Origin of the sequence: Streptomyces sp. NBC_00659, assembly GCF_036226925.1 — a bacterium.
GTDB lineage: Bacteria > Actinomycetota > Actinomycetes > Streptomycetales > Streptomycetaceae > Streptomyces.
This window is the reverse complement of sequence record NZ_CP109031.1, coordinates 2130889-2154682: the sequence shown is the minus strand read 5'-3', so window position 1 is coordinate 2154682 and position 23794 is coordinate 2130889. Positions and strand designations below refer to the sequence as shown.

22 protein-coding genes and 5 tRNA genes are annotated in these 23794 nt (G+C 72.1%); 18 read left to right on the top strand and 9 right to left on the bottom strand.

The features are described 5' to 3' along the window. Positions 1-146: 146 nt before the first annotated feature. Positions 147-836: a lysophospholipid acyltransferase family protein gene (locus tag OG410_RS09255; protein ID WP_326788852.1), complete on the bottom strand. Its 690-nt coding sequence runs from the start codon at positions 834-836 to the stop codon at positions 147-149. A gap of 390 nt (positions 837-1226) precedes the next feature. Between OG410_RS09255 and OG410_RS09250 the strand changes: the two genes are divergently transcribed. From OG410_RS09250 to OG410_RS09240, 3 genes are all read left to right on the top strand, one after another. Continuing rightward, complete coding sequence (locus OG410_RS09250) at positions 1227-2390, top strand: glycerophosphodiester phosphodiesterase (RefSeq protein WP_329298666.1); 1164 nt, start codon at positions 1227-1229, stop codon at positions 2388-2390. A gap of 146 nt (positions 2391-2536) precedes the next feature. Continuing rightward, a complete protein-coding gene (locus tag OG410_RS09245) occupies positions 2537-3031 on the top strand; it encodes an RNA polymerase sigma factor (RefSeq protein ID WP_329298665.1) in 495 nt (164 codons plus the stop codon). Positions 3032-3086: 55 nt separating this feature from the next. Further along, positions 3087-3590: a GNAT family N-acetyltransferase gene (locus OG410_RS09240; RefSeq protein ID WP_329298664.1), complete on the top strand. Its 504-nt coding sequence runs from the start codon at positions 3087-3089 to the stop codon at positions 3588-3590. A gap of 24 nt (positions 3591-3614) precedes the next feature. Here OG410_RS09240 and OG410_RS09235 read toward each other — a convergent pair whose 3' ends face one another. After that, positions 3615-4130 carry a hypothetical protein gene (locus tag OG410_RS09235; protein ID WP_329298663.1) on the bottom strand — a complete coding sequence of 172 codons (516 nt, stop codon included), beginning with the start codon at positions 4128-4130 and terminating at the stop codon, positions 3615-3617. Between the two features lies 1 nt (position 4131). Then, on the bottom strand, positions 4132-4491 hold the full coding sequence (locus OG410_RS09230; protein WP_326788857.1) for a hypothetical protein: 360 nt from the start codon (positions 4489-4491) through the stop codon (positions 4132-4134). 69 nt (positions 4492-4560) lie between these two features. Here OG410_RS09230 and OG410_RS09225 point away from each other — a divergent pair, with 69 nt between their 5' ends. From OG410_RS09225 to OG410_RS09185, 9 genes are all read left to right on the top strand, one after another. Then, the gene (locus OG410_RS09225; protein WP_329298662.1) at positions 4561-5208 is read left to right on the top strand and encodes an HAD family hydrolase; all 648 of its coding nucleotides are present in this window, start codon (positions 4561-4563) and stop codon (positions 5206-5208) included. Positions 5209-5586: 378 nt separating this feature from the next. Further along, entirely contained in the window at positions 5587-6621 is a 1035-nt protein-coding gene (locus OG410_RS09220; protein ID WP_329298661.1) for a methionine ABC transporter ATP-binding protein, read from the top strand. Next, on the top strand, positions 6618-7355 hold the full coding sequence (locus OG410_RS09215; RefSeq protein ID WP_329298660.1) for a methionine ABC transporter permease: 738 nt from the start codon (positions 6618-6620) through the stop codon (positions 7353-7355). The genes OG410_RS09220 and OG410_RS09215 overlap by 4 nt, the downstream gene beginning before the upstream one ends. A 97-nt stretch (positions 7356-7452) precedes the next feature. Beyond that, a complete protein-coding gene (locus tag OG410_RS09210; RefSeq protein WP_329298659.1) occupies positions 7453-8286 on the top strand; it encodes a MetQ/NlpA family ABC transporter substrate-binding protein in 834 nt (277 codons plus the stop codon). Positions 8287-8462: 176 nt separating this feature from the next. Continuing rightward, a complete protein-coding gene (locus OG410_RS09205; RefSeq protein ID WP_329298658.1) occupies positions 8463-9104 on the top strand; it encodes a GNAT family N-acetyltransferase in 642 nt (213 codons plus the stop codon). Between the two features lie 301 nt (positions 9105-9405). Further along, positions 9406-10617: a precorrin-6y C5,15-methyltransferase (decarboxylating) subunit CbiE gene (gene cbiE, locus OG410_RS09200; RefSeq protein ID WP_328667788.1), complete on the top strand. Its 1212-nt coding sequence runs from the start codon at positions 9406-9408 to the stop codon at positions 10615-10617. A 344-nt stretch (positions 10618-10961) separates the two neighbouring features. Continuing rightward, positions 10962-14717, top strand: a complete 3756-nt coding sequence (cobT, locus tag OG410_RS09195) for a nicotinate-nucleotide--dimethylbenzimidazole phosphoribosyltransferase (RefSeq protein WP_329298657.1) — start codon at positions 10962-10964, stop codon at positions 14715-14717. A gap of 150 nt (positions 14718-14867) precedes the next feature. Continuing rightward, a complete protein-coding gene (gene cobA, locus OG410_RS09190; RefSeq protein WP_329298656.1) occupies positions 14868-16100 on the top strand; it encodes a uroporphyrinogen-III C-methyltransferase in 1233 nt (410 codons plus the stop codon). 64 nt (positions 16101-16164) lie between these two features. Then, complete coding sequence (locus tag OG410_RS09185; RefSeq protein ID WP_329298655.1) at positions 16165-16983, top strand: TrmH family RNA methyltransferase; 819 nt, start codon at positions 16165-16167, stop codon at positions 16981-16983. A gap of 80 nt (positions 16984-17063) precedes the next feature. Here the strand turns inward: OG410_RS09185 and OG410_RS09180 are convergent, their stop codons facing one another. Then, the gene (locus OG410_RS09180) at positions 17064-18377 is read right to left on the bottom strand and encodes a serine/threonine-protein kinase (protein ID WP_329304064.1); all 1314 of its coding nucleotides are present in this window, start codon (positions 18375-18377) and stop codon (positions 17064-17066) included. A gap of 196 nt (positions 18378-18573) precedes the next feature. On the opposite strand from OG410_RS09180, the gene OG410_RS09175 reads away from it, so the two are divergent. From OG410_RS09175 to OG410_RS09160, 4 genes are all read left to right on the top strand, one after another. Next, a complete protein-coding gene (locus OG410_RS09175; protein WP_326788867.1) occupies positions 18574-18807 on the top strand; it encodes a hypothetical protein in 234 nt (77 codons plus the stop codon). A 240-nt stretch (positions 18808-19047) separates the two neighbouring features. After that, the gene (locus OG410_RS09170) at positions 19048-19254 is read left to right on the top strand and encodes a hypothetical protein (RefSeq protein ID WP_328454440.1); all 207 of its coding nucleotides are present in this window, start codon (positions 19048-19050) and stop codon (positions 19252-19254) included. 493 nt (positions 19255-19747) lie between these two features. Then, a complete protein-coding gene (locus tag OG410_RS09165) occupies positions 19748-20704 on the top strand; it encodes a phosphotransferase family protein (RefSeq protein WP_329298654.1) in 957 nt (318 codons plus the stop codon). A 74-nt stretch (positions 20705-20778) separates the two neighbouring features. Further along, positions 20779-21081, top strand: a complete 303-nt coding sequence (locus OG410_RS09160; RefSeq protein WP_329298653.1) for a TFIIB-type zinc ribbon-containing protein — start codon at positions 20779-20781, stop codon at positions 21079-21081. 137 nt (positions 21082-21218) lie between these two features. Here OG410_RS09160 and OG410_RS09155 read toward each other — a convergent pair. The 5 genes from OG410_RS09155 to OG410_RS09135 form a co-directional block, all read right to left on the bottom strand. After that, a tRNA-Val gene (locus OG410_RS09155) sits at positions 21219-21290 on the bottom strand. Between the two features lie 40 nt (positions 21291-21330). Beyond that, positions 21331-21402: transfer RNA gene (locus tag OG410_RS09150), tRNA-Val, on the bottom strand. A gap of 19 nt (positions 21403-21421) precedes the next feature. Further along, positions 21422-21493 (bottom strand) — tRNA-Val (locus OG410_RS09145). A 1-nt stretch (position 21494) separates the two neighbouring features. Next, positions 21495-21568, bottom strand: a tRNA-Cys gene (locus OG410_RS09140). A 37-nt stretch (positions 21569-21605) separates the two neighbouring features. Further along, positions 21606-21678: transfer RNA gene (locus tag OG410_RS09135), tRNA-Gly, on the bottom strand. 156 nt (positions 21679-21834) lie between these two features. Here OG410_RS09135 and OG410_RS09130 point away from each other — a divergent pair. Both OG410_RS09130 and OG410_RS09125 read left to right on the top strand, forming a co-directional pair. Further along, positions 21835-22881: a chorismate-binding protein gene (locus OG410_RS09130; RefSeq protein WP_329298652.1), complete on the top strand. Its 1047-nt coding sequence runs from the start codon at positions 21835-21837 to the stop codon at positions 22879-22881. A gap of 88 nt (positions 22882-22969) precedes the next feature. Next, positions 22970-23791, top strand: a complete 822-nt coding sequence (locus OG410_RS09125; protein WP_329298651.1) for an aminotransferase class IV — start codon at positions 22970-22972, stop codon at positions 23789-23791. Positions 23792-23794 lie beyond the last annotated feature (3 nt).

Genomic DNA, 23794 nt, shown 5'->3' with positions numbered 1-23794 from the left:
GCCCGGTCCCGTCCTGAACGGTCCGGGCACACGCCGCGACCCGAACGCAAAGGACGGGCCCCGGCCGGAAGCTTCCGGCCGGGGCCCGTCCTTTGCGATGTCGTGGCGCGGGGCGAAGAGAAGGGAGCCTTCGCGCGGCCGGTGTGTCAGGCGGCCTTCGCCTTGGTGGCGTACATGTCGACGTACTCCTGGCCGGAGAGCCGCATGACCTCGGTCATCACGGAGTCGGTGACGGCGCGCAGCACGTACCGGTCGCGGTCCATGCCCTCGTAGCGGGAGAACTCCATGGCCGGCCCGAAGCGGACGGTGACCTTGCCCGGTCGCGGCATGCCCGCGCCGCCCGGCTGGAGCTTGTCCGTGCCGACCATCGCGAACGGGACGACAGGGGCGCCGGTCATCATGGTGAGCCGGGCGATGCCGGTGCGGCCGCGGTACAGGCGGCCGTCGGGGGAGCGGGTGCCCTCGGGGTAGATGCCGAAGATCTTGCCCTCCTCCAGGACGCGGCGGCCGGTCATCAGCGCGGCCACGCCGCCGTTGGCGCCGTCCCGGTCCACCGGGATCATGCCGGTGCCGGTGAAGAACCACGCCATGAGCCGGCCCTTGAGGCCCTTGCCCGTGACGTACTCGTCCTTGCCGATGAAGAACACCTGGCGGTCGCAGACCAGCGGAAGGATCATCGAGTCGATGAACGTGAGGTGGTTGCCGGCCAGGATCACGGGACCCTTGCCGGGGATGTGCTCCACGCCTTCCACCCTGAGGCGGAACATCAGGCGGATGATCGTTCCGAGCACTGCCTTGATGAGCGCGAAGCGGGACAACGGGCCCTCCGGTGTCAAGGGATCGGTATGGAGTCTGTGCAGGTGAGGACGATACTCGCGGTTCCCGGTCGATTGCACATCGGGTTCATCGACCGGATACGCACTGTTGACCTATGTTTACCTGCGGTTGTGTGCCTGTGGGCGGTGGACACGGGTCCGGTCCGGTGTGACGGACATCGCGCGCGGGTACCGGCGAACGGGTGAGCGCCCGGCGGAGGGCCGTACGCCCCCCTCCGCCTCACGCCTACCCCCGACCGCCCGACCGATGCCGACGGACCGTCATGTTCCGCATCCTGCGGGGGATCCGAGGTCACCCACTGTTCCGCCGCGGGCCTCCCTCCCGTCACGCCAGGACACCTACGATCGTCCCGCTTCGACAGGCAGGCACCTACGGCGGGAGGAGCGCTCATGCGGGCGCAGGAGTCGAACGGTCAGGAGCGGGGCACGGCGCGACGGACACTGCTGGGAGCCGCGGTGCTCGGGGCGGGCGGAGCGGCCCTCGGCCTGCCCGGCACCGCGAGCGCGGACGAACGCCACGGAGGCGGCGGCTACCGGAGTCTGCCCAGACCGACCGTCATCGGTCACCGCGGAGCCAGCGGCTACCGGCCGGAGCACACCTTCGGCTCGTACCAGCTCGCCCTCGACCTGGGCGCCGACGTCGTCGAGGCCGGCGACCTGGTGCCCACCAGGGACGGCCATCTCGTATGCCGTCACGAGCCGGAAATCGGCGGGACGACGGATGTCTCGGCGCACCCCGAGTTCGCCGGCCGCAAGACGACCAAGACGCTCGACGGGGTACCCACCACCGGCTGGTTCACCGAGGACTTCACCCTCGCCGAGCTGAAGACCCTGCGCGCCGTCGAGCGCATCCCCGCGAACCGCCCGCACAACACCCTCTACAACGGCCGCTGGGAGATCCCCACCTTCGAAGAGGTGCTCCGCTGGCAGGACGAGCAGACCCGCAGGCGCGGCAAGCAGGTCTGGATCTACCCCGAGACCAAGCACCCCACCTACTTCCGGGCCCTCGGCCTCGGCCTGGAGGAGCGGGTCGCGAAACTGCTGCGCAAGTACGGCAAGGACAAGAAGGACTCGCCGGTCATCCTCCAGTCCTTCGAGCCGAGCAGCATCCAGCGGCTGGACAAGCTCGTCGGCAACCCGCTCGTCGTCCTGCTCTCGGCCGCGAGCACCCGCCCCTGGGACTTCGTCGCGGCGGGTGACCCCCGCACGGTCGCCGACCTCGTCACGCCCGCGGGCCTGCAGTGGATCGCCTCGTACGCGCAGGGCATCGGCCCCACCCTCGACCTGGTCATCCCGAAGGACGCGGCCGGCAACCTGACCACGCCGACCACGCTCGTCGCCGACGCGCACCGCGCGGGCCTCATCCTGCACCCGTACACCATGCGCAACGAGAACCCCTTCCTGCCCGCGAACTTCCGCCAGGGCACCGCAGCGGACGCCTACGGGGACCCCTTCGGCGCGTTCAAGGTCTACTTCGAGACGGGCATCGACGGCGTGTTCTCCGACAACGCGGACACCGCGGTGCTGGCCCGCGCGGACTTCCTCGGGCGATGAGGCCACGGCCCCGGTCCGCCGACGGACCGGGGCACGGAACGGGACGGATGCCCGCCCTCCGTCAACGGACGACCCCCTCACCCCGGATGGGGTGAGAAACGGCCGCCCCGGCAACCTCGTGCCGGGGCGGCCGCGTCGTGCCGCACATGACCCACGAGCTGGTTACCGCCCTGCGCCCGCTGCTGTCCGCCGAGGCGTCGGCGGAGGCCCACGCCTCGGGTGCCGAGCCGGGCGACCTGGAACAGGCCGTCTGGCTGCGGCTGCTGGAACGCCTGGACACGACGGGACCGCCCGCCGACCCGCGGCGCTGGGTGCGCCGGGCCGTGCGCTCGGAGGCCCGCCGCAGCCGCCGCACGGCCCGCGTCGAGCAGCCCTACGCCACCGAGCCCGCGGACGACAGCGGTTCTGGCCCGGAGCAGCGGGCGATGGCCGCCGTCCGCGGTCGCGAGCTGCACGAGGCGGTACGCCGACTGCCCGGCCGCTGTCCGGGCCTGATGGCCGCCCTGCTCTCCCCCAGGGACCTCACCTACCAGGAGATCGCAGGCGAGTTGGGTATCTCACAGGGCAGTCTTGGTCCGGAACGCTCCAGATGTCTTGGATGTCTTCGTCGATTGCTGACGGCGGAGGTTGCGGCCCGCTGACGACGGGGATAGGAGTGGGGGACGACCGGAACAGGTGAGCGGGAGGCATGCACACATGGGCATGAGCGTGACCATCTCGGCGGCGACCGAGCAGGATGCGGAATCGATCCTGAAGCTGCAGTACCTCTGCTATCAGAGCGAGGCCGAGCTGTACGGCGACTACGGCATCGAGCCGCTCACCCAGCCGCTCGACTCGCTCAGGGCGGAACTGGCGGGCGGCACCGTGCTGGTGGCCCGGCTCGGCGACGAGGTGGTGGCCTCGGTGCGCGGCGCCGTCGACACCGACGGCACGGCCCGCATCAACAAGCTCATCGTGCACCCGCGCATGCAGCGGCACGGCCTGGGCGGACGTCTGCTCGACGCGATCGAGACCCGCCTCGGCGCCGAAGGAACGGCCAAGTCCTTCCAGCTGTTCACGGGCCACCGCAGCGAGCGCAACCTGCGCCTGTACCTCAAGCACGGCTACGCGCCCGTCTCGCAGGAACGGGTGGGCGAGCGCATGACGCTGGTGACCCTGGCCAAGGGCGCCGACACCGGCGTGTACGCGACCAGCGCCTGAGCGCGGCCGGCTTCGGCCGGTTCGTCAGACAGCGGCGGTCCTACGCGCCTTGCGCAGCCAGTACATCGCCGACAGCGGCAGCAGGACCGGGATGAAGAGATAGCCCATGCCGTAGTCCGACCACACCGTGGCGTCGGGGAAGGCGGAGGGCTCGGCCAGCGTCCAGGTCCCGACGATCAGTACACCCGCGAGCTCGGCGGCGCAGCACACCAGCGCCGCCCTGCGCGCCCTCTCGCCGCCGCGCACGAGCGAGTACGTGATGAATCCGTACACGAGACCGGCGACCGCGGACAGCGAGTAGGCGAGCGGTGCCTTGTCGAACTGCGTGGAGATCTGCACGGCCGACCGCGACACGGCGCCGACCACCATCACTCCGTACAGCCACACCAGCAGGATCCCGGGGCCGCCGATCAGCCGCGCGCGCTTCGTGCCGGCGGCCGGCTCCGGCGTCGTTCCGTCCTGCACGCCCTGCACGCCCTGCACGCCCTGCGCGTTCCGCTCGTCCCGAGGCACGGTCGTGTTCTCCTCCGTGGCCGTCATCTCAGCCTCCCCAGATGTCGTAGAGCCGGACTTCGAGCACGGCCAGTACGATGCCGCCGGCCGCCACCGTGACCGAACCCCAGCGGGTGCGCTCCGCCAGCGACATGAATCCCGCGGCGGGGATGCAGGCGAAGGCGCCGATCAGATACGCCACGAAGATCGTCGTGCCCTGTTCCGGCTTCTCGCCGCGCGCCAGCTGGACGACGCCGATCACCAGCTGGACCAGGACCAGCACGCTCACCACGGCCATGCCGATGAAGTGCCAGTCCTTGGTGGGCTGATCGCGATGGGCGGCCCAGCCGCACCAGGCGGCGAGCGCGAGCGCGGCGACGGCCGTCGCGACCGTCAGGGCATCAAACATGCCGTGACCCTATTACGGGCCAAAAGACCTGATGCGCTCGCCCCCGGGCTCCCCCGTAGGGTCGAAGCCATGACGATCCACGCTGAAGCCCTCCTGTTCGACAACGACGGCACCCTCGTCTCGTCCCTCGAGTCGGTGAACCGCTGCTGGACCCTGTGGGCCGAGGAGTACGGGATCACCGCCGAGGACTTCGCCGCGATCGGCCTGCACGGCCGCCCCGCCGTCGAGATAGCCGCCGACCTGCTGCCCGCCGCCCTCGTCCCCGAGGCGCTCGCCCGCATCGAGCAGCTGGAGGTCGACGACGTGCCGGGCGGGGTCGAGGCGCTGCCCGGCACCCTCGCGCTGCTCGCCGGACTGCCCGCCGAGCGCTGGGCCGTCGTGACCTCCGCCACCCGCAGGCTCGCCGAAGCCCGGCTCGACGAGGTGGGGATCCGCCCCAAGACGATGGTCTGCGCCGACGACGTCACCCGGGGAAAGCCCGACCCCGAGCCCTATCTGCTGGCCGCCCGCGAACTGGGCGTCGACCCGGCCCGCTGCGTCGTCTTCGAGGACGCCCCCGCCGGGCTCCGGGCGGGCCGCGCCGCGGGCATGACCACCGTGGCGTTGGCCACAACGCACCAGGCCGGCGAACTCGACGCGGACCTCGTGGTCGAGGACCTCTCCGCCTTGTCCGTACTGGTGACGGACAAGGGGATGGAGATCTCCGTCCGGGCCTGAGAAGGCGTCCGCCGGTGTCCACCGCTGTCCGCTATTCGGACAGCGGTGGCGGCCCCCGGCCCCCGGTCTGCTTTACTTCCTCCCATGACCACGACGAGCGACCGCATCCTTGCGACCGAGGCGACCATGACGCCCGGTGCTCGTTGTATGTGTCGAATGTGTGCCTGCTAGAGGGCCCCCCGCACCACCGCCTGATCCCGCGCCCCGAAGCGGGACCGCCGCGCCCCGTGTCCGTACCGCGTACGTGACCGGGCTGCCCCGCGCACACGTTCTCCTTCCGGTTCCATCGCCATCGCGAGAACCGTGCCGCGTTGCGACCGAATGCACCCGTGCCCGGCGCACACCCACGCCCCGCACTCGACAGTGACGGAATCCCCTGTGATCACGACAACGGGCCTCACCAAGGTCTACCGCTCGCGCGGCCGTGAAGTGACCGCCCTCGACGGCGTCGATCTGCACGTCCGCGAAGGCGAGGTGTTCGGCGTCATCGGCCAGTCCGGTGCCGGCAAGTCCTCGCTCATCCGCTGCGTCAACCTCCTGGAGCGTCCGACCTCCGGCACGGTCACCGTCGACGGCCGGGACCTCACCGCTCTCGTCGGGCGCGGTCCGCGCGCCGGCCGGGAGCTGCGCCAGGCCCGCAGCCGGATCGGCATGGTCTTCCAGCACTTCAACCTGCTGTCCTCGCGGACCGTCCAGGACAACGTCGAGCTGCCGCTCGAGATTCTCGGCCTCTCCAGGAGGGAGCGCAGCCACAAGGCCCGCCAACTCCTGGACCTGGTCGGCCTGTCCGACAAGGCGGGGTCCTACCCGGCCCAGCTCTCCGGCGGCCAGAAGCAGCGAGTCGGCATCGCCCGCGCGCTGGCCGGCGACCCGAAGGTGCTGCTCTCCGACGAGGCGACCAGCGCCCTCGACCCCGAGACCACCCGCTCCATCCTCCAGCTCCTGCGCGACCTGAACCGGCAGCTGGGTCTGACCGTCCTGCTCATCACCCACGAGATGGACGTCGTCAAGACCGTCTGCGACTCGGCCGCGCTGATGGACAACGGCCGCATCGTCGAGTCCGGAACGGTCGGCGAACTGCTCGCGACCCCGGGCTCCGAGCTGGCCGCCTCGCTCTTCCCCGTCAGCGGCGAGGCCTCCGGCGACGACCGCACGGTCATCGACGTCACCTTCCACGGCGAGTCGGCGACCCAGCCCGTCATCTCGCAGCTCTCGCGCACGTACAACATCGACATCTCGATCCTCGGGGCCGCGATGGACACCGTCGCGGGCAGGCAGGTCGGCCGGATGCGCATCGAGCTGCCCGGCCGCTACGAGGAGAACGTCGTGCCGATCGGGTTCCTCCGCGAGCAGGGCCTGCAGATCGACATCCAGGGGCAGCAGCCCACGCTGGTCAAGGAAGGTGCCAAGTGAGCTGGTCCGAGATGCAGCCGCTGCTGTCCGAGGAGTGTTGGAACACGCTCTACATGGTCGGCTGGTCCACCCTCATCGCGATCGCCGGCGGCCTGCCGCTCGGTGTCCTGCTGGTGCTGACGGACCGCGGGGGCCTGTTGCAGAACGTCGTCGCCAACAAGGTCGTCGGGCAGGTCGTGAACATCGCCCGCTCGATGCCGTTCATCATCCTGATGGTCGCGCTGATGACCTTCACCCGGTGGATCACCGGCACGACCATCGGCCGCGAGGCCGCCATCGTGCCGCTCGCCATCGGTGCGATCCCGTTCTTCGCGCGTCTGGTCGAGACGGCCGTCCGTGAGGTGGACGGCGGGCTCGTCGAGGCCGTGCAGTCGATGGGCGGCAACACCTGGACCGTCGTCCGCAAGGTTCTCGTCCCCGAGTCGCTGCCGTCGCTGATCTCCTCGGGGACCACCACGGTCGTGGCCCTCATCGGCTACTCCGCGATGGCCGGCACCGTCGGCGCGGGCGGACTGGGCGATCTCGCCATCCGCTACGGCTACCAGCGCTTCGAGACCGAGCTGATGTGGATCATCGTCGCCCTCCTCGCCGTGGTCATCTCGGCCATCCAGTTCGCCGGCGACTACGCGGCCCGCACCCTGGACCGCCGGAGCGGTCACTCGGGCCCCGCCCCGAGGCTGCGCCTGCTGAAGTCCGGCCGGCCCGTGACCACGGACGTCGGCGAGGCAGCCTGAACAACCGCGGACCCACCCGTGGTCCCCGGCCCCACCCGCAGATTTCCCCGTCCACCCCATGACGGGGCCGCTTCACCCCTCAGGAAAGGCACTTTTCGTGCGTAACACTGCCAAGATCACCACTGCCGTCCTCGCCGCCGGAGCCCTCACCCTCGGGCTTTCCGCCTGCGGCTCGGACAAGGACTCCACCGCCTCCGACACCAGCGGCCCGCTCATCGTCGCGGCCAGCCCGGTCCCCCACGCCGAGATCCTGAACTTCATCGAGAAGAACCTGGCGAAGAAGGCGGGACTCGACCTGGAGGTCAAGGAGTTCCAGGACTACATCGTGCCGAACACGGCGACCGAGGACGGCTCGGTGGACGCCAACTACTTCCAGAACCAGCCGTACCTGGACGACTTCAACAAGAAGCGCGGCACGCACATCGTGCCCGTCGTCACGGTGCACCTGGAGCCGCTCGGCCTCTACTCGCACAAGGTGAAGAGCGTCGACGCCCTGAAGAGCGGCGCGACCGTCGCGGTGCCGAACGACGCCGTGAACGAGGCGCGTGCCCTGAAGCTGCTCGCGTCCAAGGGGCTCATCACCCTCAAGGACGGCGCCGGCAGCGAGGCGACCCCGCAGGACATCTCCAAGAACCCGAAGAACCTCAAGTTCAAGGAGGTCGAGGCGGCTCAGACCCCGCGCTCCCTGGACGACGTGGACGCCGCGGTGATCAACGGCAACTACGCCATATCCTCCGGCCTCAAGCCCGCCAAGGACGCCCTCGTCCTGGAGTCGGCGACGAACAACCCGTACGGCAACTTCCTCGCCGTCAAGAAGGGCAACGAGAACGACCCGCGTGTGAAGAAGCTGGCGAAGCTCCTCACCTCGCCCGAGGTCAAGAAGTTCATCGAGGACAAGTACGCCGGCTCCGTCATCCCGTCGTTCAAGTAGGCCCCCGCCCGGGCCGATCTGCCGTCCCCGGCCCGACTCGTCACCGCACGGGGTCCGCTCCATTACCGGGAGTGGACCCCGTTGTGCCGTTCAGTGGTTTCATGCTGCATGCTGGGCAGTTCAGCGGACCCGACGGTACATCAGGTCCGAAGTCCCCGACGGTTACGGAGCGTCGCATGACGAGCACCTTCCCCGACATCTCCATCAGCACGGAGCGGTTGGTCCTGCGTGCGCTCGACGAGGACGACGTGCCCGCGCTGACCGAGATGATGAACGACGAGATGGTGGCGGCCTGGACGTCGATTCCGCAGCCGTTCACCGAGGACGGTGCCCGCGACTGGATCGCCGACTACGCGCCCACCGAACGCGCCCGCGGGCGTGGACTCGACCTCGCCGTCACCGAGTTCCTCACCCAGCGCCTGGTCGGCGTCATCCAGCTCGGCAAGACCAACTGGCGGGTCAGGTCCACCGAGCTGTCGTACATCATCGCCCCCTGGGCGCGCGGCGAGGGATACGCGTCCGAGGCCGCACTCGCCACCGCCCGCTGGCTCTTCCGCGAGCAGAAGTTCGAGCGCGTGGAACTGCGCACGGCCGCCGGCAACACCGCCTCGCAGCAGGTGGCCCAGAAGATCGGCTGCATCAGCGAGGGCGTGCTGCGCAACGCCTGCATAGCGCGCACCCGGACCGAGGAGGGCACCTGGGTCGACCTGCGCACCGACTTCATCGTGTGGAGCCTGCTGCCCGAGGACCTCGACGGAATGGACGGGCAGCACCTCACCGACACGGGCCGCTACTCCTCTTTCAACGACTGGAACTGAGGGTCCCGGCCGACGCACGGCAGCCCGTGCGCGGGCCCGCCCCGACAAGCGGAAACCGTCACGGCAGGTCGCGTCCGGTCACGACGGGTCGTATACGGTCGGGTCGAGTCACATGGGTGTACGGGAGTCACCTCAGCGGATTCCGGCCCCGGGGACCCCGGACCCGTCGACCCGGCACGGCGGGACCGCTCCCCGCGCCACACCGGCCGCCACACCCCCGCCGGGCCGCACCGGGGTACCCTCACGAAGCCCGCCCGGGCTGCACCCGAGACCTGCGAAGACCTTCTGGAGACTGACGACGATGGCCGACCGGGTCACGGTGATCGGCTGGGACGGCTCGCCGCTGGCCGACGCGGCGCGCTCCGCCCTCGGTGCCGCCACGCTGGTGGCCGGCGCGGCCCACCATCTCGAACTCCCCGAAGTGCCCGAGAACGCCGAACGCGTCCGGCTGGGCAGCGTCGCCCTCGCCGCCCGCCGTATCGCGGGCCACCGGGGCACCGCCGTCGTCCTCGCCGACGGGGACCCTGGATTCTTCGGCGTCGTACGCACCCTGCGCGCACCCGAGTTCGGCCTGGAGGTCGAAGTCGTGCCCGCCGTCTCCGCGGTGGCAGCCGCCTTCGCCCGCGCCGGAATGCCCTGGGACGACGCGCAAGTGGTCGTGGCACACAGTCGTACGCTGCGACGCGCGGTGAATGTATGCCGCGCCCATACCAAGGTCGCCGTCCTCACCTCGCCCGGCGCCGGCCCCGCCGAACTCGGGCTGTTGCTCGAAGGAGTTCACCGCTCCTTCGTCATCTGCGAGGAACTCGGCACCGCCCGGGAACAGGTCACGATCCTCACCTCCGACAAGGCGGCCGACCACACCTGGCGCGACCCGAACGTCGTGATCGTCATCGGCGGCTTCGTGGCCGCGGCCGAGGGCGGCGGCTGGATCGCCGGACGGGAACCCGGCGCCGGGCCGCGCGGCTGGGCGCTGCCCGCGCGCGCGTACGGCGGCGCGCTCGGCGAGGGCGAGACGGATCTGCTGCGCGCCGCCCAGCTCGCCAGGCTGGGACCGCGTGTCGGCGACCTCGTCTGGGACATCGGCTGCGGCAGCGGCGCCTTCGCCACCGAGGCGGCCCGCACCGGTGCCGCCGTCATCGCGGTCGACCGCAGTCCGGGCTCCTGTGCCCGCACCGAGCACTCGGCCCGCCGCTACGGCGTGCAGATGCAGATCGTGCACGGCAGCGCCCCGCACGTCCTCGAGGACCTGCCCGAACCCGATGTCGTGCGGGTCGGAGGTGGGGGAGCGGCGGTCGTCTCCGCGGTCGCGGACCGCCGTCCCCAGCGCATCGTCGCGGACGCCGCGACCCGTGACGCCGCCGAACTCATCGGCCGCGATCTGACCGAACACGGCTATGACGTCGAGTGCGCTCTCATTCAGTCCGTCGAACTCGATACACGGGCCTGGACGGAGAAGGAGCGGAGCGTCGCGTTCCTGCTCAGCGGCCGTCTGCCGGATCGCGCCCCGTGATCCTGTTGTCGTACTGCGCGCGGTAGGCTGGCCGATCGTTGTACCGCTCCCGGGGGTCGGCCTTTCGTAGGTCAATGTCCGGAAAACCCGCCCGTTTTGAGGCGTGTGTGGTACGGCAGAACCGGAGGACGCGCAACGTGGCGCAGTCCACAGCGGCCACTCGCGGATCACGCTGTCGCGAGGGCGGGATGACCGGGACAATGCCTGTTAATGGCTTTGTCGCCTTTGTTGGCCGGTCGTACGTGCCGCTGGGCATGCACGCTCGTTCTTCACTGTGGGGCGGTCGGTGCGCCGTTCCCGGCGAGCTGGACTTTGGAGCACTAACCGATGGGCGAGGGGTACGCATGACCGACACCGGCCAGGTCCCGGGCGAGGGATTGCCGGAGAACGCAGGCATGGTGGAGCAGCCGGGCGTCTCCGCGCCGGGCGCGTACACCTACCTCGACTCCTCCGAGAGCTCTGTCGAGGAGGACGACCTCCTTCTCCTGCCGGGCGCGCCCGGTGCCCAGGGTGCCTGGGGCAACGAGGTGCCACCGCCGGCCCCGATGCCCTTCACGGACGAACCCGGCCCGCACGAGACGGACGGACGCGACACCGGCGCGATCGACCTCGGCGCCGTGCGCGCGCCGAGCCCGGCGCCCGTGCCCCAGCCGGTTCCGCAGCCCGTGACGCCGCGCCGTCCGCTGCACCTGGGCCCGCCCACGCCGGACGGTTCCTCCAGCCCGGTGCGCTCGCTGGCGGACCGCGGACCCGCGGGCGCCCGCCCGAGCTCCATGCCCACCCCGGTCACTCCGCTGCGCCTGGCGGGCCTGGCGAGCGCCGGCCCCGAGTACCTGGACGTGCCGGGGGCCGGCGACGCCCTGCCGCAGAGCGCGGCGGTGTGGGGGACCGTGCCGGCGGGCGGCGAGGCCGCGGCCGCGGACACGGTCGTCCCCGAGGCGGCACAGCTGCCCGGGTCCGCGGTGATGACGGAACCCGCACCGGGTCCCGAGGCACCGCAGGCCGCGGACGCCGAGCAGGCGCCCGGCGTCGTGGCGGCGCACTTCGTCCACGACCCGGCCCCGGCGTTCGACGCCGCCCAGGCGCCGGTACCGGGAGCCGACGGGACGTCGCTCGACCTCCAGGACCCGGTGAACGGCCCGGTTTCCGAAGCGGTGCCCGCGGCGGACGGCTCGGCCGCCCCGCAGATCCCCGGAACCCCGCAGTTCCAGGACGTCCCGGACGCCCTGGGCGTGCCGGACACTGCCGACGTCGGCGGACCGGCCCCGAGCGAGGGGGAGACCTCCGCGCACGAGGCCGTACCGGCGCAGATCACCGAGGACCTCGGACCTGCCGTGCCCGCGCAGCCGTTCGCCCCGGCCGAGGGTCTCGTGCCCGCCGAGGACCCCGCCGCCGCGCAGGTCCCGCCGCAGCTCGCCGTCCAGGACACCCACGGAGCCGGCCTGGCCGTACCCGGTGTCCAGGAGGCCGGGTTCGCGGAGCCCGCCGCCCACCTGCAGGAACCCGCTGTCCTCTTCGTGGACGAAGCCTCCCTGTCCGGTGCCGAGCAGCCCGCCGACGTACCGGCCCCGCACGTCTACGAGACCCCGGAGTCCGCCCTGTCGGCGCTCTCCGCGCGCTCGGCGGAAGCCTCGCTGGGCGGACAGGACCTCACTCTCGACGAGGTCCAGGTCCAGGTCCAGGGTCAGCGGCTGACCGGCCCGCCCGCCTTCGCCGAGAACGGCACCGTCCTGTCCGAGGACGACGCCCTCGACCACGACGCCCTCGCCGACGACGCCCTCGACCACGAAGGCATCGCCCTGTCCGCGCCCGGCACCACCGAGGCCCCGCACGCCGTACCGGTCGGCGTGGCCGCGCAGGCCGAGGCCGCCCACGAGACCGTCGGCGACCCGCACCTCCCGGCCCTCGGCGACCAGTACTCCGAGAGCGCGCCGGACGCGACGGGCGCCCCCGGATTCCCCGGCGCCCCCGTCGTACCCCAGGCCGACCGGAGCCTCGGCGGGTTCGTGCCCGTGGACGGCACGGTGCCCACGACCGCGCACCTCGCCCCGACCCCGCCGCACGGCATGACCATGGCTCCGGAGGCCGAGGAGCAGCCGCCGGCCCAGGAGCCCGCGCAGGCCGCCCCGGCGCCGGCGCCCCTCCCGGCTGAGGACACCGCCGTGGCGCAGGCCGAGCCGGTCGCGCAGGCGTCGGTGCCCGCCCCCCGGGAAGCGGAGGCCGAGTCCGAGGCCACCACCCCCGTTCCGCAGCCGCTCCCCGCGGAGCCGGAACCCGTGGCCGCACAGCAAGCGGAGGACCTGCACACCCAGGTCGCCGACCAGGAAGAGAGCACGGCCGTGGTGGAAGACGTACGCGAGTCCACCGGCCCGGCGGCCCCCGGCTACAACGACGCCGAACGCGAGGCCGTCCTGCGCGTGATCCGCGAGCGCCGTGACATCCGCAACGGCTTCCGCAGCGACCCGATCCCGCACGACGTGCTGCTGCGCGTCCTGGAGGCCGCGCACACCGCTCCGTCCGTCGGCCACTCCCAGCCCTGGGACTTCGTCGTCATCCGCTCCGCCGAAACCCGGCGCAGCATGCACGAACTCGCCCAGCGCCAGCGTGAGGCCTACGCCAAATCGCTTCCCAAGGGCCGTGCCAAGCAGTTCAAGGAACTGAAGATCGAGGCCATCCTCGACACCCCGGTCAACATCCTCGTCACCGCCGACCCGACCCGGGGCGGCCGCCACACCCTGGGCCGGCACACCCAGCCGCAGATGGCGCCGTACTCCTCCGCCCTCGCGGTCGAAAACCTGTGGCTCGCGGCCCGCGCCGAGGGTCTCGGCGTCGGCTGGGTCAGCTTCTTCGACGAGCGCGAGATGGTCCGCGCGCTGGGCCTTCCCGAGCACCTCGAAGCGGTGGCCTACCTCTGTGTCGGATACGTGGACGAGTTCCCCGACGAGCCCGAGCTGATGCAGGCCGGCTGGTCCAAGCGCCGCCCCCTGTCGTGGGTCGTGCACGAGGAGACGTACGGCCGCCGTGCCCTGCCCGGCGAGGAGCCGCACGACCTGCTCGCCGAGACGGTCTCCAACATCCGTCCCCTGGACGCGAAGGCGCTGGGCGAGGCCTGGGAGCGCCAGAAGCGGATGACCAAGCCCGCGGGCGCCCTCGGCATGCTGGAGATCATCTCCGCGCAGCTGTCGGGCCTGTCCCGGATGTGCCCGCCGCCGATCCCGGAGCCGGCCGCCGTCGCGATCTTCGCCGGCGACCACGGTGTCCACGCGCAGGGCGTCACCCCCTGGCCGCAGGAGGTCACCGGCCAGATGGTGGCCAACTTCCTCGGCGGCGGCGCGGTCTGCAACGCCTTCGCCAACCAGGTGGGCGCCGAGGTCTGTGTCGTCGACGTGGGCGTCGCCTCCGACCTGCCGGCCACGCCGGGTCTGCTGCCGCGCAAGGTCCGCGCGGGCACCGCCGACATGACCACGGGTCCCGCCATGACCAGGGACGAGGTCGTCGCCGCGCTGGAGGTGGGCATCGAGACGGCCCGCGACCTGGTGGCCGCGGGCAACAAGGCGCTGCTGACCGGCGAGATGGGCATCGCCAACACGACCGCGTCGGCGGCCCTGATCTCGGTCTTCACGGGGGCCGACCCCGCCGAGGTGACGGGCCGCGGCACGGGCATCAACGACGAGACCCTGGCCCGCAAGACCGAGGTCGTGCGCCGGGCCATCGACTTCCATCAGCCGGACCCGGCGGACCCGATCGGCGTTCTCGCGGCGATCGGCGGCCTGGAACACGCCGCCATGGTCGGCCTCCTCCTCGGCGGCGCGTCCCTGCGTACGCCGGTGATCCTGGACGGCGTCAGCGCGGGCGCCGCCGCACTGGTGGCCCGAGCCATCGCCCCCGAGGTCCTGGCCGCCTGCATCGCGGGCCACCGCAGCGCCGAGCCCGGTCACGTGGCCGCTCTGAACAAGCTGGGCCTGCGCCCCCTGATCGACCTCGACCTGCGCCTGGGCGAGGGCACCGGCGCCCTGCTGGCCCTGCCGATCGTGCAGAGCGCGGCGCGTGCGATGCACGAGGTCGCGACGTTCGACTCGGCCGGGGTGACCGAGAAGTAGCCCCCGGCACCGGTGGGGTGGGCAGGCGTCCCGAGCTGCCCACCCGGCCCCGCCGTACTCTGGACCTCTACCGAAGAACCCCACGTCAGGGCCGCTCCAAAGCCGCAGCGCCCGCCCGTACCGCCTGCTCGTACGAGGAGCCGCACCTCCATGGCCGAACACCCCGCCTACCCCGTGGGCCTCCGTCTCGCCGGCCGTCGTGTCGTCGTCCTCGGCGGTGGCCAGGTGGCCCAGCGCCGGCTTCCCGCGCTCATCGCGGCGGGCGCGGACATCCACCTCGTGTCACCGCAGGCGACCCCGTCCGTCGAGGCCATGGCCGACGCGGGCGAGATCACCTGGACCAGGCGCCCGTACGAGGAGGGCGACCTCGCCGACGCCTGGTACGCGCTGATCGCCACCAGCGACCCGCGGGCCGCCGCCGAGGCGTCGGCCGAGGCGGAGCGCCACCGTGTCTGGTGCGTCCGCTCCGACGACGCCGACGCGGCGACCGCGTGGACCCCGGCCACCGGTCACAGCGAGGGCGTGACCGTCGCCGTCCTCACCACCGACGCCAAGGGCCGCGACCCCCGCCACACCGCCGCGATCCGCGACGCCGTCGTCGAGGGGCTGCGGGACGGCACACTCGTCGCACCGCACCACCGCACCCGTACCGCCGGAGTGGCCCTGGTCGGCGGAGGTCCCGGCGACCCCGACCTGATCACGGTCCGCGGACGCCGGCTGCTCGCCGAGGCCGACGTGGTCATCGCCGACCGCCTCGGCCCCCGCGACCTGCTCGCCGAACTCCCGCCGCACGTCGAGGTGATCGACGCGGCGAAGATCCCGTACGGCAGGTTCATGGCCCAGGAGGCCATCAACAACGCGCTCATCGAGCACGCCAGGCAGGGCAAGGCCGTCGTCCGGCTGAAGGGCGGCGACCCGTTCGTCTTCGGCCGTGGCATGGAGGAGGCCCAGGCGCTCGCCGAGGCGGGCATCGCCTGCACGATCGTCCCCGGCATCTCCAGCTCCATCTCGGTGCCGGGCGCCGCGGGCATCCCGGTCACCCACCGGGGCGTCGCGCACGAATTCACCGTGGTCAGCGGTCATGTGGCCCCCGACGACGAGCGCTCCCTCGTCGACTGGCCCGCTCTCGCCAAGCTGCGCGGCACCCTCGTCGTCCTCATGGGCGTCGACAAGATCGGCAGGATCGCCGAGACGCTCATGGCGCACGGCAAGCCGGCCGACACCCCCGTCGCCCTCGTCCAGGAGGGCACGACCGCCGCACAGCGCCGCGTCGACGCCACCCTGGCCACCGTCGCCGACACCGTCCGCGCCGAGGACGTGCGGCCGCCCGCGGTCATCGTCATCGGCGAGGTCGTGGGCGTCGGCTCCGGGCTTCCCGAGTAACCACGGGTAACCCAACCCGTTCCCAGCCGTTGGCACCGCACCCAGGACAAGGCAGTATCACCCTGTGGCCGATCTCATCACCGTCGAGAACCCCGACGACCCTCGTCTGCGCGACTACACGGGCCTGACCGACGTGGAACTGCGCCGCAAGCGCGAACCCGCCGAGGGTCTGTTCATCGCCGAGGGCGAGAAGGTCATCAGACGGGCCAAGGACGCCGGCTACGAGATGCGCTCGATGCTGCTGTCCGCGAAGTGGGTCGACGTCATGCGCGACGTCATCGACGAACTCCCGGCACCCGTCTACGCGGTCAGCCCCGAGCTCGCCGAGCAGGTCACCGGCTATCACGTGCACCGGGGAGCGCTCGCCTCGATGCAGCGCAAGCCGCTGCCGACGGCGGACGAACTGCTGCGGTCCGCGCGCCGGGTCGTCGTCATGGAGTCGGTCAACGACCACACCAACATCGGCGCCATCTTCCGGTCCGCCGCCGCCCTCGGCATGGACGCGGTGCTGCTCTCCCCGGACTGCGCGGACCCCCTCTACCGCCGCTCGGTGAAGGTGTCGATGGGCGCGGTGTTCTCGGTCCCGTACGCCCGTCTCGACACCTGGCCCAAGGGCCTGGAGTCGGTGCGCGACGCCGGGTTCGACCTGCTCGCCCTCACCCCGGACGAGAAGGCGAGGTCCCTCGACGAGGCCGCCCCGCACACGATGGACCGGGTCGCGCTGATGCTGGGCGCGGAGGGCGACGGGCTGTCCACCCGGGCCCTGATGGCGGCCGACGAATGGGTGCGCATCCCGATGGCGCACGGCGTCGACTCCCTGAACGTCGGCGCGGCGGCCGCGGTCGCCTTCTACGCGGTGGCGACGGGCCGTCCCGCGAGCTGAGGGCCGCGCGGCAGTACCAGGCCGCTAGTGCCCCGGCAGGCAACGTTCGCCCCGTCGGGCAAACGTTGCCTGCCGCGGCACTAGCTTTCCGCTCGGTGCGCGCTTCCGTACGGATCGGTGATCGCGTCGCCTGCGGGCAGTCGCCCGGACGCCGACTGTTCCTGGTGTACGCCGCCCCGCGGCCCGTCGTCGAGTCCGCGGGACGGCCCCTGGCACCCCTGCGCCGCCGCGATACCGAGCGCGACCAGCAGTGTCACCACCACGAACACGAAGAGCCGCTGGCGCAGCAGCCGCGGATTGGCGGGCCGCCTGCCGGTGCCGGTGGTGCGCGGACCGGGCCGTCCGGCGCCGCTGCGGGGCGCGGGCCTGTTCCCGGTGCGGCCGGTGTTGCGGGCGGGCGCCGGACGCGAACCCGACCGCGATCCGCCGTTCGTCCCGCCGGCGCGCGGTGGGGGAGTGGTCCCCGGCCGCCGCTGGGTGCGCTGCTCGGCGTACTGCTCGGCCAGGCGTCCCGTCGGCCGGTCCGGATCCGAGCGTGGCGCGGGCGGCCGTGCGTCCACCATGCCCTGGGCCTCGCGGGCGGCGATCTCCTTGAGCCGCAGGGACAGTTGGAGGGTGCTGGGCCGTTCCTCGGGGTCCTTCGCCAGACAGGCCCGGACGAGCGGGGCGAGCGCGTCCGGGACCCCGTGCAGATGCGGCTCCTCGTGCACCACCCGGTAGAGCATCACCTCGGAACTGCCCTGACCGAAGGGTGAGTCCTGGGTCGCCGCGTACGCGAGCGTGGCCCCGAGCGCGAACACGTCCGTGGCCGGGGTGACGGCGACGCCGCGTACCTGCTCCGGCGCCAGGAAGCCCGGGGAGCCGACCGCCGTGCCGACGTGGGTGAGGGTGCTCGCCCCGGTCGCCCACGCGATACCGAAGTCGATGATCCGCGGCCCCTTCGGGGACAGCAGGATGTTGGACGGCTTGAGGTCACGGTGGACGACCCCGGCCTCGTGCACCGCGACCAGCCCCTCGGAGAGGGCGGCACCCACGGCGGCCACGTCGGCGGCCGACAGCGGACCCTCCTCGGCGACCTTGTCGTGCAGGGAGGGACCGGGCACGTACTGGGTGGCGAACCACGGCCGGTCCGCCTCCAGGTCGGCGGCGACGAGCCGTGCCGTGCAGCCGCCCCTGATCCGCCGGGCCGCCGAGACCTCGCGCGCGAACCGGGAACGGAACTCCTGATCCTCCGCCAGATCAGGCCGGATCACCTTCAGTGCGACCCGCTGGCCGCGCCGGTCGGAGCCCAGGTAGACGACCCCCATACCCCCCGCGCCGAGCCGTCGGTGAAGCCTGAACGAGCCGACGACACGCGGGTCCTCGCGCCTCAGGCGCATCATCGCCATGTCCATCCCCGCTGCCCGGTCCGTTTGACGAGCCACAGCTTACGTTTTCGCGGCCGGGTGCGCGCAGAGGCCGCGCCCTCTCGTTCCGATCGATTGTCAGTGCCGGGTGGGAAACTTGAGAGGTGGTCAGGGAGCGTGCGAACAGCGCCTCTTTGGCCTGCTCTTGATCCCAACCATCCATCGCTGAAGGGGGATTGAGCCCGTGAGGGGTGACCGCGTGGAGATAGTCGTGGACGCAGGGGACACGACGCGTACGTACGAGGTGGTGGCGAGCAGGGCGGGTCGCCGGGTGGAGACGGCGGTGCGCCGAGGTGTCGTAGAAGTGAGCGAAGTCACTCGAAACGGAACAGTGGTACGGACCGCCCGCTTCATGGCGACTCGGGTGCTGGCGCTCGTGGAGCAGCCGGTTCCCCGGGAGGACAGTTCGGAACAGTAGGGCACATCGGACGTCCCCTCCGGGAAGACCCTGAGACCTGGGTCCGCGTCTCCACCCACGGTAGTACTCGGCAGGTCATGGCTCATCCTCCGGGAGGCCCGGCAATCGGTACGAGGGCATGACGACCCGACGTCGTCGCGCGCCTAGATTTGAGGTCAAGCGGCGGGTGCAGCACTCGTCCCCCGAGGTCAGACACCCGCCGCTGCCAGGCACAACAGAATCTCGGTCAGGAGAGGGACCATGGCCCACATGGCACCGCGGACAGAGCTCCGCACGCAGGGACGCAAGGCGTTCACCGCCGCGTTCGGCACCCGCCAGGGTCAGCGCCACCCCTTGGTGGCGACAGCGATGGTCCTTCCCCTGGCGGCCCTGCTCGTGGTCGTCTTCGGCGGCTGGGACGCGGTGGTCACACAGGCGTCGTCCGTGGGCGTGATGCTGGGGCGCTGAGCGGCGCCCCAGGCCCGGAAGAGCGGTCCGGGCGGGGACATCCGGCCATGAAACCCCGTGGGGACGGGGGTGCGGCGGACGGCAGGAAGATGCCCGCGCAGCTGGGGAGCTGCGCGGGCATCTCTTTGTGCCCGCTGCCTGCTGCCCGGTGCCCGCTGCCCGGCGCTGGGCAGCGGGGCCTGGGCAAAGGTCCGCCGTGAGGCCGGGAGCCTCACGGCGGACCCTCCGCTCCTGGACTCGCTTCGTGCCGGGCCGTGCGGCGAGGGGGTGTCCGGCTGGCGGGCTGGGCGCAGGGGTGGTTCGGCACCCGTCCCCGCCCCGGGATCCGGGACAGGTGCGGTGATGGGTGACCGGGGGCCGTGCTGTCGCGGGTGCCGGGTGCCGGGTGCCGGGCGTCGGCCTTGGGTGCGTACTCTCGCCGGCAGGCGTCCTGACCGGCGGGCGCCCTCGGCGTCAGGGTCGTACCGGCACGTCGTCCAGCACAGGGGGATCCGTGACCGTACCCAGCCTGGTGTCCGCGCTCGCCGCCGCGGCGCGCGGCGCGGCCCACCCGGCGGCTGTGCCCGGCCCCCGCGGAGCCTGCTCCTGCGGCGCCGAGGACACACTCCTCGCGGACCGTGACGACGGCACCGTGGTCCGTCACGGCGGCATCGTCGCCAAGGCCCACGCCCCGGACACGGAACCCCGCGCGCTCGCCCGCCGTGTCGCCGCGGCCACGCGCCTCCCCGGCATCCTCCTGCCGCCGTCGGACCCGGTCCCCGCCGGCCTCCTCGGCCGCCGGGTGACCCTCTGGCCGTACGGCGCTCCCGTCGATCCCGACACCCCGGAGGCGGCCCCCTGGGAGGCGGCGGCGACCCTGCTGGCCCGGCTGCACCGGGCTCCCGCCCCGGACGGGCTGCCGCCCATGCGGGGGCCCGTCAAGGCCGTCCGCGCGATGGCCCGGATGCGCGCGGCCGGCCCGCACCCGGCCGCAGCCCCGGTCCTGCGGGCCTGGGCCGCCCTGCCCGGCTGGGCGCGGGCCGAGGCCCCGATGCCGGACGCCACGACCCTGTGCCACGGCGACCTGCACCTCGGCCAGCTCGTACGCCACCCCGCGCCGGACGGTCCCTGGCTTCTCATCGACGTCGACGACCTGGGCGTCGGCACGCCGGCCTGGGACCTGGCCCGCCCCGCAGCCTGGTACGCCTGCGGGCTGCTGCCGCCCGACGAGTGGTTCCGCTTCCTGGCCGCCTACCGGGACGCCGGCGGCCCCGCCGTGCCCGCCGACGGCGATCCGTGGCCCGCCCTGGACGTCGCGGCCCGCGCCCTCACCGTGCAGACCGCGGCCCTCGCGGTCGCCAAATCCGCAGCCGCGGAACGGCCGTTGGACGAGGTGCAGCGGGCCGTGGTCGACGCCTGTGACCGGATGAGTGCCATCCCGCCCGAGTTGACCCGAGGTTTCGCGACGTAGGCTGCAACCGACCGAAGCCGGGCGGTGTCTGTCCTGGCGGAAGCAGTACCGACCGGCGAGGAGTTGAGCCGAGCATGCAGTGTCCGAAATGCCATGCGCAGATGCACACGTACAACCGCAATGGCGTCCAGATCGAGCAGTGCAGCGGCTGCCGAGGGATATTCCTCGACTACGGCGAGCTGGAGGCCCTGACCCGCGTGGAGTCGCAGTGGTCCCAGCCCGCGGCGCCGCCCCAGGGCGCCCCGCAGGCGTACCCGTCCGCTCCGGCTCCCGCGTGGGGCGCCCCGCAGCACGGCGGCGGTCACGGAGGCCACTACGGCGGTCACGGCGGCCACCAGCGCCACAAGAGCTTCGGCCACATGCTCTTCTCGTCCTGAGCCACCCGAAGGGGCCTCTTCCGAACGGAGGGGCCCCTTCGGCGTGTCCAGGCCCCCGTGGGTCGGGTCACAGGTCCGGCAGGCAGGCCGGGGAACGACGAAGCCCCCGGTCGTCGAGACGACCGGGGGCTTGCTTGTGCGCGATACTGGGATTGAACCAGTGACCTCTTCCGTGTCAGGGAAGCGCTCTCCCGCTGAGCTAATCGCGCAGGTCACGCGACCTGAGCCACGTTTGCTGCTGATGCTGCGTGCGCGATACTGGGATTGAACCAGTGACCTCTTCCGTGTCAGGGAAGCGCTCTCCCGCTGAGCTAATCGCGCGGGGATCCTTGCGGACCAGTGGACGATACTGGGATTGAACCAGTGACCTCTTCCGTGTCAGGGAAGCGCTCTCCCGCTGAGCTAATCGTCCTTGGAGGTGGAGACGGGATTTGAACCCGTGTAGACGGCTTTGCAGGCCGTTGCCTCGCCTCTCGGCCACTCCACCAGGAGTGCGGGTTCGGGAAGATCCCCCACTTCCTGCGAGCGGACGACCAGGTTCGAACTGGCGACCTCAACCTTGGCAAGGTTGCGCTCTACCAACTGAGCTACGTCCGCTTGTCGTTTCCGTTTCGCTTGCGCGTCCCGGCGACGAGTTGAACTCTAGCGGATTCCCGGGCCAGCACAAAAACGCGTTTGTGCAGCGTGCTGCGGTCTGTCCGCCCGAGGACACGGTCAGGGCACCCGCGGGACACCCGCCCTAGACTCGTCTGCGTGCTCGATCTGCCTCCTCTCGCCCGCTTCGGCGGCCTCGTAGCAACCGGTCTCCTCGATGTCACCAGCGATCCCGCGGCCCTGGACTCGTCCGGCTTCTGGGCCGTCTCGGCCGACTTCGAAGGGCGGCTGACCTGCGCCCGCTTCCGCGACGTACGAGAGGAGCCGGTGCCCGCGCCGGTGCCCGGACGTTGGCACGGCCCGGCGGCCGGTGACTGGACGTCGTCCCTCGACCGCGCCGCGTACACCGCCGGTGTCCGGCGGATCCGGGAGCACATCGCGGCCGGCGAGGTCTATCAGGCGAACCTCTGCCGCGTGCTCTCCGCGCCCGTCCCGGCCGACGCCGACGTCGACGCGCTGACCGCTCTGCTGGCCCGCGGCAACCCGGCACCGTACGCGGGAACGATTCGGCTGCCGGACCACGGTGTCGAGATAGCCACCGCCTCCCCGGAACTCTTCGTGCGCCGCGCGGGCCGCTCCGTCGAGTCGGGCCCCATCAAAGGCACCGGACGTACCGAGGCGGATCTCCTGGACAAGGACTACGCCGAGAACGTGATGATCGTGGACCTCGTCCGCAACGACATCGGCCAGGTCTGCGCCACCGGCACCGTGACCGTGCCCGACCTGTGCGTCGTCGAGAAGCACCCGGGGCTCGTGCACCTCGTCTCCACCGTCGGCGGCGAACTGCGCGAGGGCGTCGGCTGGCCCGGACTCCTGTCCGCCGCCTTCCCGCCCGGTTCCGTCACCGGCGCGCCCAAGTCCAGCGCCCTGCGGATCATCGACGCCCTGGAGACCGCGCCGCGCGGCCCGTACTGCGGAGGTATCGGCTGGGTCGACGCCGACCGCGGCACCGGCGAGCTGGCCGTGGGCATCCGTACGTTCTGGATCGACCGTGCCGACGGCGTCCTGCGCTTCGGCACGGGGGCCGGCATCACCTGGGGGTCCGACCCCGAGGGGGAGTGGCGGGAGACCGAGCTGAAGGCGTCCCGGCTGCTCGCGGTAGCGTCGGGAACGTACGACGCGGGTGACGGGACCCTCACCGACTGACCCGGTTCTCGGGGGCGGCGCGGGGGACCGGGGCCGGAAACGCCGTGCCGGACGAGACGTCCGGCACATTCACATGCGAGGTAGACCAGTGAAGCTTTGGCTCGACGGCGGGCTCCAGGACATCGAGGCCGCCCGCGTCTCCGTCTTCGACCACGGACTGACCGTGGGTGACGGCATCTTCGAGACCGTGAAGGCCGTCGACGGCCGGCCCTTCGCGCTGACCCGCCACCTCGACCGGCTGGCCCGCTCGGCGCGCGGCCTCGGTCTGCCCGAGCCCGACGCCGACGAGGTGCGCCGCGCCTGCGCCGCGGTCCTCGACGCCAATCCGATGCCGCTCGGCCGGCTCCGCATCACCTACACCGGCGGTCACGGCCCGCTCGGCTCCGACCGCGGAGAGCACGGTCCGACCCTCGTCGTCGCGCTCGGCGGCTCGGCCCCGCGCCCCGACTCCACGGCCGTCGTCACCGTTCCCTGGACCCGCAACGAGCGCGGTGCCCTGACCGGCCTCAAGACCACCTCGTACGCCGAGAACGTCGTCGCCCTGGCCCGCGCGCGTGAACACGGCGCGTCCGAGGCGCTGTTCGCCAACACGGTGGGCCAACTCTGCGAAGGCACCGGGTCGAACGTCTTCGTCGTCCTCGACGGCGAGATCCACACCCCGCCGGTCGCCTCCGGCTGCCTCGCCGGCATCACCCGTGCCCTCACGGTCGAATGGACCGGCGCCAAGGAGACCGACCTGCCGCTGGACGTCCTGGAGCGCGCCGACGAGATCTTCCTGACGTCGACGCTGCGCGATGTGCAGGCCGTGCACCGCGTCGACACCCGTGAACTGCCGGGCGCACCGGGCCCGGTGACCGCCAAGGCGATGCGCGTCTTCGACGAGCGGGCCGGGGACGACCTCGATCCCTGACCG